At 52.5% G+C, this 11,710-nt stretch carries 10 protein-coding genes and 1 tRNA gene; 6 read left to right on the top strand and 5 right to left on the bottom strand.

The window, feature by feature from the left end:
• Window positions 1-83 precede the first annotated feature (83 nt).
• Window positions 84-863, bottom strand: a complete 780-nt coding sequence (locus B036_RS0119405) for an MBL fold metallo-hydrolase (protein WP_020570391.1) — start codon at window positions 861-863, stop codon at window positions 84-86.
• Window positions 864-968: 105 nt separating this feature from the next.
• Between B036_RS0119405 and B036_RS0119400 the strand changes: the two genes are divergently transcribed.
• The gene (locus B036_RS0119400) at window positions 969-1,640 is read left to right on the top strand and encodes a hypothetical protein (RefSeq protein WP_020570390.1); all 672 of its coding nucleotides are present in this window, start codon (window positions 969-971) and stop codon (window positions 1,638-1,640) included.
• Entirely contained in the window at window positions 1,637-2,596 is a 960-nt protein-coding gene (locus tag B036_RS0119395; RefSeq protein WP_020570389.1) for a hypothetical protein, read from the top strand. The genes B036_RS0119400 and B036_RS0119395 overlap by 4 nt, the downstream gene beginning before the upstream one ends.
• Before the next feature lie 54 nt (window positions 2,597-2,650).
• Here the strand turns inward: B036_RS0119395 and galE are convergent, their stop codons facing one another.
• Complete coding sequence (gene galE, locus B036_RS0119390) at window positions 2,651-3,661, bottom strand: UDP-glucose 4-epimerase GalE (protein ID WP_026232140.1); 1,011 nt, start codon at window positions 3,659-3,661, stop codon at window positions 2,651-2,653.
• A 347-nt stretch (window positions 3,662-4,008) separates the two neighbouring features.
• Window positions 4,009-5,826, bottom strand: coding sequence for a MutS-related protein (locus tag B036_RS0119385; RefSeq protein WP_020570387.1), 1,818 nt, complete (start codon window positions 5,824-5,826; stop codon window positions 4,009-4,011).
• Between the two features lie 454 nt (window positions 5,827-6,280).
• On the opposite strand from B036_RS0119385, the gene B036_RS0119380 reads away from it, so the two are divergent.
• The 3 genes from B036_RS0119380 to B036_RS0119370 all read left to right on the top strand — a co-directional run bounded on the left by B036_RS0119380 (window position 6,281) and on the right by B036_RS0119370 (window position 9,643).
• A complete protein-coding gene (locus B036_RS0119380) occupies window positions 6,281-7,336 on the top strand; it encodes a trypsin-like peptidase domain-containing protein (protein ID WP_020570386.1) in 1,056 nt (351 codons plus the stop codon).
• Between the two features lie 167 nt (window positions 7,337-7,503).
• Entirely contained in the window at window positions 7,504-8,940 is a 1,437-nt protein-coding gene (locus B036_RS0119375; protein WP_020570385.1) for a T9SS type A sorting domain-containing protein, read from the top strand.
• Between the two features lie 259 nt (window positions 8,941-9,199).
• The gene (locus B036_RS0119370) at window positions 9,200-9,643 is read left to right on the top strand and encodes a GNAT family N-acetyltransferase (RefSeq protein ID WP_020570384.1); all 444 of its coding nucleotides are present in this window, start codon (window positions 9,200-9,202) and stop codon (window positions 9,641-9,643) included.
• Between the two features lie 73 nt (window positions 9,644-9,716).
• Here the strand turns inward: B036_RS0119370 and B036_RS0119365 are convergent, their stop codons facing one another.
• Window positions 9,717-10,712: a polyprenyl synthetase family protein gene (locus B036_RS0119365; protein WP_020570383.1), complete on the bottom strand. Its 996-nt coding sequence runs from the start codon at window positions 10,710-10,712 to the stop codon at window positions 9,717-9,719.
• Window positions 10,713-10,871: 159 nt separating this feature from the next.
• On the opposite strand from B036_RS0119365, the gene B036_RS0119360 reads away from it, so the two are divergent.
• Window positions 10,872-10,945, top strand: a tRNA-Lys gene (locus B036_RS0119360).
• Window positions 10,946-11,018: 73 nt separating this feature from the next.
• On the opposite strand, the gene B036_RS0119355 is transcribed toward B036_RS0119360, so the two are convergent.
• On the bottom strand, window positions 11,019-11,621 hold the full coding sequence (locus tag B036_RS0119355) for a YdeI/OmpD-associated family protein (protein ID WP_020570382.1): 603 nt from the start codon (window positions 11,619-11,621) through the stop codon (window positions 11,019-11,021).
• Window positions 11,622-11,710 lie beyond the last annotated feature (89 nt).

The raw sequence follows: 11,710 nt of genomic DNA, 5'->3' as shown, positions 1-11,710 counted from the left end.
GTGAAGGAGGTTAATTGCCCGAACTTCAGGCCGTCCCGTTGCGAGGCCTTTAGGCCCGAAAACAGCCTGAAGGCTTTTCACTTTCACAGCCCGAAGGCCGGAGAATCAACCAATATCCGCATACCGTCCCAGCCACATTCCACGCCTTCCGGCAGCTCGGCGTTCAGTGGTGCCGTCCGCCCCATCCGGTGGCTGAAGTGCGTCAGTATACCCTGGTCAACACCCAGTTGCTTAAGGTAAGCAATGGCTTCGTCCAGAGATAAGTGAGAATGTGTCCCAGCGTGGTGCAATGCTGAAATCACTGCTTTTTTTATCCCTTTACATTGCACCAGCGTCCGCGCCGGAAGCTCTTTAGCATCGGTCAGGTAAGCCAGATCCCCCCACCGAATGCCCAGAATGGGTAATTCCCCGTGCAGTACTTCCAGCAGTTCGATGTTTCCCCCGGAAAAAGGGATCTTATCACCGAAGTTCACCTCCCGAATGTCCAACCTCGGGACGCCGGGATATCCCGAAAAAGCATAGGCGTACCTGTTCCGTAAATCCGCCGCTACCCGCGGCAGGCAGTAGACCGGCATATCGATTTTTTGCTTGAAGCAAAACGGCCGCAAATCGTCCAATCCAGCCGTATGGTCATAGTGCTCATGCGTGATGATTACCCCTTCAATCTCCTGTATCTGGTTACGCAGCATTTGCTCCCGGAAATCAGGCCCGGTATCAATCACAAAATGTTTTCCCTTGCCGGAGAGTAATGCACTGGCTCGTAATCGATTGTCTCGTGGATCAGTACTCTGACAGACGTTGCAGCCGCAGGCAATAACGGGAATACCTTGGGAGGTAGCGGTACCTAGGAGCGTTAGCAGCATAAGTTATTTTCGATATTTTCTAAGTAAATCTACCTGATTCCTTAACGAGACATGCATCAATCTCTAAAATAGACGACAAAACACTATATTTACAAGTATTGAACTATGACCCAGAACGGTAAAATACAAAACCTGATTATCGAGGGTAAGACCGAAGAGGCCTTGGACCTGCTGGATGCGTATGTTCTGGAACAATCTCCTAATTATTGTGAAGAGGTTGTCCTCCTGAAAAGCCAGATGGGTTATTTTGTCCGTGATCAATTACGAGGACTCAAGGTAGAGCCTACGGAACTGAACCGCATCAATGCCGCCATTTTGGAGATCAGTGGCCGAATTGACACCAGAAACGATCACAGCAAAACAGACAGCGAGAAGCAAGATCTTGAAAATTCGAACCTTAGGGTTCTGGTATGGAACCTTGACAGTATCATACAAGTCAATACGGATAATATTAGTCGTTCAATCATTTTCTCCGTAGTCCTTCTTTTGCTAAGTGTCGCGTTATTTACCGTGATTTTCTTTGTGCTTAACAACTCCGATATTCTAATCCGTATGATCGTATCGATCATTTCACTGATGCCAGCCATATTGGGTGCCATCCCGGTTAAAGATGTCAATCAAAAACTTGACATCGTTAAGCTATGTAAGAGGTACCGACAGCGAATTGAGATGATGTTAACTGACAGCACGCTTCAATCCGGCGCCTATTTTGAGGATATTAAGCGAATCAAAACTTTAGTCAACAAAATGCAGGAAAGCAGAATCGCGGGCATATGAATGATAATAAAGGCGACGAAGACGAATTACTTTATAAGACCATTAACTCCCTTGAAAGGCGAGGAAAGAAGCAATTCGTTCAGAATGTACTGATCATTAGCATAATTATTCTTGCCCTTGCGTTAGTCCTTGTTTTTGTTTTCATGTTTAAAAAGCAGCAAACCTTAGAGCAGGAATTACTTATTGAGAAGAACAAGCAGATTCAAAAAGACCAAGCCAAGACAGAAAAACTTCTTGAAGAGACAAGTGATGTCCTTTCTAATATAATTATAGATACCAGCATGATTTCCCCTGAAATTTCTGCTGAAGCAAAGGTTGACTTATTACAAAGAGTACAGGCTATTGAGCGAAAGGTAGACACCATTACCTCTAGCCGTAAATTAAGCTATAAGGACACCATTTTTGTCTGGTCAGCTACCGGCCTAAATGTTAGGGATGGTGCAAACCTTCGCACGGCAAGTCCTATTTCGTACCTATCACTAGGCACCATCGTTAAGAAGGTTCCTCAAATAGACACTTTCTACTCTAGCTTTGGTATACTCAATGACAATATTGAACTGGAAGGATACATGACACGAATAGAACGGGACACAATTGACGGCTATGTCTTCTCCGGGCTTACCAGCCCTTTGCCCGTATACCGGTCGGCCAAAAACCTAACACAATACTGGGATTTATTAAAAGGCAACGCCGCTTTTGTCAAGCAATATGACCTTAAGTTTGAGCGCATCGGACAAGTGATAAGCATTTCCGGAAAAAACCTCTCCATCAATGACTTGTTCCTATTGTTACGGGTAATTTACGATTTAGATGGCTACATTAAGCGGAGTCGGCCATTTTCGGCTGAACAATATGACTCTAATTGGCTTATTCAGGCTGACAACACGCTCAAAATAGAGATTAAAAAGGAAGGGCCTAGAGTTTTTGCATCCATCAGTTCGGCTACAATTCAATAGGACGAAAAACAGGAGATTAACAGATTACTCTCCTTAATTTATTGTTCCGCAGCTTTAAGCCAAAGTCTGCTGCCATTTCCAGGCCGAGTCCATAATCTCTTCCACTCCCCGGGTGGGTTCCCATCCCAATTCCCTGGTTGCTTTGGATCGATCAGCATAAACAGCGATCACGTCGCCCGCTCTGGGTGGGCCAAGTTCGTAGTTCAGCTTTACCCCGCTAACCTTTTCGAAAGCATTGATGGCTTCCAGTACGGTAAGTCCTTCTCCGATCCCGAGGTTAAACAGCGCGGGATTATCTGAGGCTTTTCCATCCAACAAGTACCGGATTGCCAAGGTATGGGCGTGGGCCAGGTCTTCGACGTGGATGTAATCCCGGACACAACTTCCGTCCCGGGTGTCATAGTCCGTTCCGAATACCTTCATCATGGGGCGCTTACCTGCGGCCGTTTGCGTAATCACTGGCACCAGGCTGGTAGCCGGATTACTTGGGTCTTCACCAATTTTTCCACTGTGGTGTGCGCCAGCCGGGTTAAAGTACCGAAGTAATACGGCCTTAAATTCCGGTGTTGTTTTGCAGAAATCGACGATCATGTCCTCGCCCACCTGTTTGGTCAATGCGTAGGGGCTTTCGGCCTGCTTACGGGGTGTTGCCTCGGTCACCGGCAATTCGTCGGCGTTGCCGTAGACGGAGCAGGAACTCGAAAAGACCAGGTTGCTGCTCCCCTGTTGGTGCAGGCCTTCCATCACGTTCACCAGGCTGTTGACGTTGTTGCGGTAGTAGGCCAGGGGCATGTCCACGCTCTCGCCAACCAGTTTGTAGGCGGCAAAGTGGATCGCGCCATCAAATTTCTCCTTCTCGAACATCGCCAGCGTCGCCGTGCGGTCCGCCAGGTCAACGTTGTAGTTCTTCACCCGAACGCCGGTGATTACCTCAATGCCATCGAACACCGTTGGACGTGCGTTGTGAAAATTGTCTGCGCTAACAACCTCGTAGCCGTTTTCAAGTAAGTCGACAATTGTATGGGAACCGATATAACCGGCGCCGCCGGTGACCAGAATTTTCATGGGCAGGAGTTGCGGGAGTTCCCAAAGTGGCAACTCCGGATCAAGGAGAAATGCGAAAATACAGTTAGCTATTCACTTAAGTCTGCCTTTACGATCACAATAAGCCGTAATTCTGGTGTCTTCTCTGCAGGTTGCAGGTTGCAGGTTGCAGGTTGCAGGTTGCAGGTTGCAGGTTGCAGGTTGCAGGTTGCAGGTTGCAGAAAAAAAATGCCACAGGCAATTCATCCAAGTTTTTCCAGCTTTTTTTAAAAAAAGCATTAAAAACGAGCGGAGCGAGCTGCCTCGTGCGGTAGCTGCAACCTGCAACGCGCCGAAGGCGCTCTGCAACAAGGAGCGAAGCGACTGGCTTAATCGTGCCGCAGCCGAATCTCTTCCGGCGGAATATCAATCCCCATCCGGGCCATCAATGCTGTAGCGTTGAACGATTGGCAAACGCCGGGGTGGAGTTTGTAATCGAAGGTCAGCTTGTCGCCGTCGGTCTGTACTTCCATGGCGTAGTTTTCGACGTGGGAGCCGGGTTCTGACTCCAGGGCCGCGAGTTCAAGGTCGTGGGTAGCGATGATGCCAGCACCCCGCTCACGGATGAGCTGACGAATGAGCGCCCGGGAGCCCGTGTGCCGATCCCTGGAGTTGGTTCCTTTCAGGATCTCATCGAGGAGAAAGAACACCTGCTGGTCCGCATCGCTAACGGCTTCAATGATGGCTTTAAGGCGCTTCAGTTCCGCATAGAAAGAGGAGGTGCTTTCACTGAGGTCGTCCTGCGTACGCATACTGGTCCATACTTCCAGATTTGGGCGCAGACGCAGGTGCTGTGCACAGACGGAGGAGCCGGCATTGGCCAGGACCAGGTTGACGCCTACGGTCCGGAGCCAGGTGGATTTACCGGCCATATTAGAGCCGGTGATGAGGTGGATATGGCCGTTGGTTCCCAGGCTGAAACCGTTGGTTACCCGGCCGGTGGCCGGCAGCAGCGGATGCCCGAGGCCGGTGGCCTCTACGATGGGCTGGTCGGTAAACTCCGGGTCTGTCCAGTCCGGGTTATTGTAGCGGAGAGTAGCCCAGCTGACCAGCGTGTCGGTTTCGGCAAGTACGGCCAACCATGCCGGTAACTCAGCGCGGTGTTCCTCCCGCCACTGATCGAGTTTACGAAGCCAGTGGAGGCTCCATAACCCTCCGATTTCCAGGATGATCACGAACGGATTGTAGCGGACGTCAAGCTGGCTGATGAGGTAGCTTAGTCTGCGGAGTGCGACGATGGAATCATCGCCTAAGCGAGCGGCTTCAGCAAATACTTTTTCCGCGTCGGAGGAAGCCTCCGGCAAAGTCCGGATGTGCTCCAACAGGGCTGCGTAGGTAGACAGCATGTCGCCCATTTCGGCCGTCTGGGTGTGCTCCTGTTCGATGGTGGCGCGGTATTTTCGCAGCATCCAGGCGGCAGGCAACAGACCGAGTACGCCCAGTTGCCAGGGGCTGACCAGGAACATGAAGGCCAGCGAGGCGATGGTTAGCAGTGGGGTGACGAAGAGAAGCAGGGTGTGGATACCCCCGCCAACTACGTTGGGCCGGTCTAACCAACCCAGCAAGCGATCAAAGTACCGGATGTCATCGTCCAGATCATCACCAATGGTACGAAAATGCAGGCACCAGTCGGGCATAGCTGCTAAAACCTTTCCCTGTACCCGCGTCCGCGCCGCCGTTGCTTCCTCATGCCGCCCCCGTAAGGCTTCGGCCAGCCGCAAGCTGCCCGGTGCGGTCACTGTCCGGTTAATCAGTTGAAAAATGCTCTTCGGACCAAAGATGTCGAGGTCCAGCGCGTACTGATGTGCCTGGTCCAGGTAGTTTTGCCCGTCGTCAAATTGGCTGAAATTATGTTCCAGGGCCAATAGTTCGCCCTGCGCCAGGGCGCCCATTACCCGGGCTTTAGCGGCTGCTCGTTTAATCCTCAAGTGTTTGCGCACGCCCCAGGCCAGCAGGGGAACGGAGATGATAAAAAAAACCAGGGCCCACAAACCATTGGTGCCGATCAGGACGATCATGGCCGCGATCCAGGCCAGAAAAATGACCAGACGAGCCATGGCCAGACGGTCGTACCTACTTTGCAATGTCGTGGCCAGCAAAGTGTTTTCGGCGGCAATATTTTCGTAGTATTCACTTGGGGTATACATACAGGTAGCAGTTGTTGCAGGGTCGCTTCGCTCCGGTTGCTGGGCTTGTAGGAATGCCACTAAGGGCACCACCAAAAAGCAGCTCCATAATTGGATCGCAAAAGTAGGCATTTTGAAGGCGAAGACGAGAGAGAACTGGCCAAAGTGTGTTTAACAAATCGTGCAAAAAGGTTGGCATCTCCGCCCCCTCTCGGCTTGGTGGGCCTTGTTCCCCGGCACTTCTGCCGGTTGGCAATAGCGGACCGGCAGAAGTGCCGGGGAACAAAGCCCGAAGTGCAATTTGACACAAACCGGACCGAGACGTTGGTTCCGCGGAATTTATTCCGCCTGCTAATCTGCCTAAAGCGGAGGGATGTCCGCAGAACCCATCTGCATTCCCAACAATTTTCCGATCTTGCACTTCCTGCAATATCTGCACCCCCTTGCAAGCTGCAACAACTGCAACCCTTAACCCATGCTTTCCTCCTACGTTTTCCAGGTTGCCACTCCCTTTAGCACTGGTACTGGTGTGTACCTGCCGGCGGTCGATTTGCTGATTACAAACGAGCATGTGGTCCGCGACAATGCCACCGTAGTGGTCGGAAGCGAAAAAGAGCCGGAGCAACTCGCCCACGTTGTCTACCTGGACGCTTACTACGATTTGGCTTTCCTGAAGCCGGAAACACCTTTTGATTTGCCACCGCTCAAAATATGTACGGAAGCCCCGGCCATTGGTGCCGACATAATTGCCGTCGGTCAGCATTTCGGCCATCCGTTGCGGATCAGTAAAGGCCAAGTACTCGAATTAGGTTACCAACATCATGGGATCGATTTCATCATGCACGATGCCTTGCAGGAGGCGGCACACAGTGGTGGCCCCTTGTTTACCCCGGCAGGGGAGCTGGCGGGCATCAATATGTACGACATTCAGGAAGGCAAAGGGCGGGCGCTCAGCCTGCCCGGCTCCCGGCTACAGGAATGCCTCGACCGGTTCCACGAAGGTAAAGGACGCGCTGCGGCCCGTTGCTTCAACTGCCAGAAAGTAATCTTCGAGATCATCCTCAACCCCAAAGGGCATTGCCCCAATTGCGGCGCTGAAATTGTGTTGCCCAACATGATGGAGGATTACGCCCCCACCGGTGTCTCCGCCACCGTCGAAGACATTATCCGAACGGCCGGCCATGATCCCCGGCTGGCGCGCCGGGGCCCCAACCTTTGGAGCATCCGCCAGGGCAGCGCCCTGATCCAACTCGCTTACCACGAAGACAGCGGGCTGGTCACCGGAGACGCCTACCTCTGTTCCCTCCCCGAACTTCCCGATGCAGAACTCTTTGCCTTCCTCCTTCGGGAAAACTGTAAACTTCGCCAACTTACCTTCAGCACCTTTGGTCGAGACATCGTCCTCTCCCTGCTGATCTATGACCGGTACCTTACGGTCGAGACCGCCCTACCCCGCTTCGAGCACCTCTTCGCTAAAGCCGACCATTATGATGATGAGCTGGTGCAGAAATTTGGGGCGCGGTGGTTGTAGTCGGGTTGCAAGTTGCAGGTTGCAAGTTGCAGGTTGCAGGTTGCAGGTTGCAGGTTGCAGGTGACCTCCGCTTGATTTTCGAAACTATACTAAGACATACTCATTGTTACTGTTAACTTCGGCGCAAAACCTGCAACATGTAACTAGTAACCTGTAACTTGAAAATCATGCAAAAACTCCTACTCTTTCTCCTAGCCACCTTCACCACTTTCTCTGCATCTGCCCAGGAAGTTATCACCTCCGAACAACAGGGCACCACTCTGGCTTCCGTTCTCAATATCGTATTACCCGTACGGGTAGAATATGACGTGGCCAATTATAAGATCACCTATTCCACCATTGATGCGCTGGGCCAGCCTGATACCGCCAGCGGCTTACTTTGTATACCGCTGATTGGTGACGTTGAGGTCCCGATGGCCGTTTACAACCACGGTACGGTAGGGGAACGAAATGCCGTCCCCAGTAATCCAACTACCGGAGAACGATTGTTGTCGCACGCCATCGCTGCCACTGGCTACATTACCGTAGCTCCGGATTACATCGGCCTGGGAGACAGCGACGGCATCCACCCCTACGTGCATGCGGCCAGCGAGGCCAGTGCGGGCCGGGACCTGGTCATTGCCGTCAGAAAATGGCTGGAGGAAGAAAATGTCTTATTTAACGACCAACTCTTCCTTACCGGCTATAGTCAGGGTGGGCACGCTACTCAGGCGCTGCACCGGGACATCCAGACGAATCCCGGAGACGACGGATTGGAGGTAACCGCCGCCAGCCACCTTTCCGGCCCGTACAGTATTTCTGAGGTGATGGCTGGCACGCTGTTTTCAGAAGGATTGGCGACCCTGCCTGGCTACATTGCCTATACCTACGTGAGCTACAACAGCGTCTATGGTTTGTTTGATAGTCTTGCCCAGGCCTTCGTTCCACCGTACCTCCCGCTGGTGGAGGCTTTTGCCAGCGAAGAACTTTCTCTGGATGATTTCAACACGCAGTTGACCCAGATGCTGATGGATAATAATGCGCTGCTCGCCGATATTTTGCAGGATTCCGTTCGTCAGACCCTGGCCAGCGGAGATCCTACTGCTCCAATCAACATTGCCCTGGCTGACAACGACACCTACGATTGGGCACCGACGGCCCCTACCCTGATCTACTATTGCACCCAGGATGAGCAAGTGCCCTTCCGCAACGCCATCATCGCCGACTCCGTCATGCGGGCCAACGGTTCCACCAGTGTGGTGCTCGAAACCGGCGGTGCCCGGACGCACGGTGGCTGCGTTGTCCCTGCCCTCGTCCGGACCCTGGAATTCTGGGAGCAGTACGCCGAAAGAATACCGCTTAGCCTGGGTGTTCCTGTTGCCCGGCCAGACGTTACGCTTGCGCCAAATCCGGTGCTTAAGGGAAGTGAACTCCGGCTCAGCGGACTCGGCAATGCCGCTTTACCTTACCACCTTTATGACCCCACGGGCCGGCAGGTTATTGGCGGAACAACGACCACCAACGGTACCCTACGGCTGCCCAACCACGTATCCAGCGGGCTTCATGTGCTGCGTATCGGCCTTGAAAACGGGACCTCTCTGGTTCGCAGAGTAATTGTAAAATAAAGGATTCAAACGTACATCACTTTTCAGGCGCGGACGCAGGTGCCGGGGAAGGGTTTAAAGGAGCAAGGAAAGAAAGAGGGGTACACCCGGCCTTTCGACCCCTGCTCCTTTTTTCTTTGCTTCGCACCTGCGTCCCCGCCCTGATTAAGCAAATCCTTTGGATAGTCAAACCGCAGACCATTACCTTGTGATTGTCGCTAAAGGACGCCACTGTCTGACTACTTGACTATTTGACTAACTGACTACTTGACTCCCTCCCATGTCCATCCAAATCCGTCAGGCCACCAAAGCCGATGTTCCCGCCCTTCACGGCCTGGTCGCCCAGCTGTCCGAATACGTCGGCGAACGCCATAACTTCACGGCCACCATTCCCACTTACGAGGAGGACTTCGACGCTGGCTTTTACCACGCCATTGTGGCCGAAGATGCCGAAAAAGTCGTTGGCATGGCCCTCTACTACTTCGTTTACTCCACCTGGAAGGGCCGGATGATCTACCTCGAGGATTTTGTCCTCGACCCCGCCTATCGCCGGCAGGGCATCGGGCAACGCCTCTGGGACGTCCTGCTGGAACGCGGCCGCGAGCGCGGCTGCCAGCTCCTGAAATGGCAGATCGTAGACACCAACACCGAGGCCATGAAGTTTTACCACGCCCAGGACGCCATTATTGAAGACAATTGGTTGAACGGAAAATTATACCTCTGATTAGTTCTCTATCGGCACCCTGACCTTTGCGGTGCCGATAGCTGCCCCGCCTACAAGACTACAGGACTATTTCCTAGCTCACGCGCTGTAACAGCCCTTCGGCCAAATCCCGCAGTACCACTTTCACCTCCGCGTCTCCGCCAGCCGCTTCGAGGTGCGCGTAGGCTTCTGCCTGGAATTGGTCGCGAAGCGTAGCAACGGCCCCGGGGATGCCCACGGAGGTCATCAGCTCCGTTACCCGGAGCACTTTCCCGGCCGGGTCGGCCGGGCTTTCGGCAAACCAACGGTTTAGTTCCTTCTGGTCTTCCGGGCCGAGCAGTTCCATGGCCTTGAGGAAAAGAAAGGTCTTTTTATTGCGAATGATGTCGTTGCCTTTGAGCTTGCCCGTGCTGGCGCTCTCGCCGTAGGTATCCAACAGATCGTCCTGAAGCTGGAAAGCAAGGCCCGTAAGGCGGCCGAAGGCATAAAGGTGGTCGGCATCCTCCTGGCTTGCCCCGGCGGCGAGAGCACCCATTTCCAGCGAACCACCCAGCAAGACGGCCGTCTTGAGTTCGATCATCTTCAGGTATTCGGCGATGGTGACGTCGTTGCGGCTTTCAAAGTCGACATCGTACTGCTGGCCTTCACATACCCCGGTCGCTACCCGGTTAAAGGTTTGCATCAGTTGGGGCAAGGCTGCCGTATTGGGGCAGTTGCACAAATGCTGGTAGGCCTGGATCAGCATCAGGTCTCCGCTGAGGATTCCGGTATTGATGTCCCATTTTTCGTGAACGGTTTGTTTTCCCCGGCGCAGCGGGCTGTCGTCCATGATGTCATCGTGCAACAGCGTAAAGTTGTGGAACACCTCCACCGCGAGCGCCGCGGGCATCCCGAGCCTCATATCTTCGCCGTCGCCAAATATCCTGGCCGCCAACAGGGCCACTACCGGTCGGATTCGTTTGCCGCCTAAGTCAAGAATGTAGTCGATGGGTTCGTACAGACCACGGGGTTCCTTACCGGAGAAGGTCGCCTGCAGTTCGGTGATGAACCGTTCGCGTAAGTTGGAGATGATCTTGGGGCTGGTAGACATGGGGCAAAAGTACAAAGCCTCCCCGTCTTGCAACTATGACAACGGCCAATCTTGTTACCAATCCGTGCAGTTAAAAAAAAGAATACTTTTTTGACTTACAGCTTGCACATGTTCAACTTATGAACGTACCTTTGCGTCGCTTTTGAAGAAAAGTATGTCGATCCTTTAGCTCAGTTGGTTAGAGCATCTCACTTTTAATGAGAGGGTCCTGGGTTCGAGCCCCAGAGGGATCACCGACAATAAAGTCCTTTCCGCAATGCGGAAAGGGCTTTTTTCGTTGGAGACACCTCTCAAATCATTTTCTTATTACCTAAACGGCTTAGGCTTCATACGTCGTGATGCGGCCTCAACTGTTTCAGCAATACGTTTTTGACGCGTTTCGGACCGCTTGGCAGATACGATCCAATACAGGATTATCTTTTTTGAGGATTTACTCAGGCTGAGATAATAATCTTTCGACCCCGGGTTGGGCGCAAAAGCTTCCTCCAGGTCTGCTGGAATTGTCAATGCTTCCACCTGATCTAAAAATACCCACGACCCATTTTGCTTGGCAATATCGATGCATTGCAGTCCGGCTGACGTCATAAGTCCTTCGGAAATCAACTGTTCAACTTTATCCTTATTGATTTTCGACCAGGTGCTTTTGGGTTTACGCTTACTGAAAAACTGAATATAGCGTTCCTCATCAAGCGTCTTTTTCAGACTATCTATCCAGCCGAAGCAGAGGGCTTCATCAACGGCTTCGCCCCAGCCTAAAGTAGCCTTTCCTGAAGACACTTTGTAGAAAACGAGCCAAATCGATTGGGCTGACCGGTGGTTCTTTTGCAGCCATTCCCGCCAATGTTTTTTACTATCCGGACAGAAAGTCTCGACTTCTTTCCCACCTAGCATTATTCTCTCTATCGACATTTAGCAAAAATACTTACAGCGCCACAAACAAAAAGCCCCTTCCACATCACAGTGAAAGGGGCTTTTATGTCCGGCGATCGAGTTGTCCG

Source organism: Neolewinella persica DSM 23188 (assembly GCF_000373105.1).
Classification (GTDB): domain Bacteria; phylum Bacteroidota; class Bacteroidia; order Chitinophagales; family Saprospiraceae; genus Neolewinella; species Neolewinella persica.
Note: the sequence above shows the minus strand (reverse complement) of the source record. Positions and strands in the feature narration are given on the sequence as shown.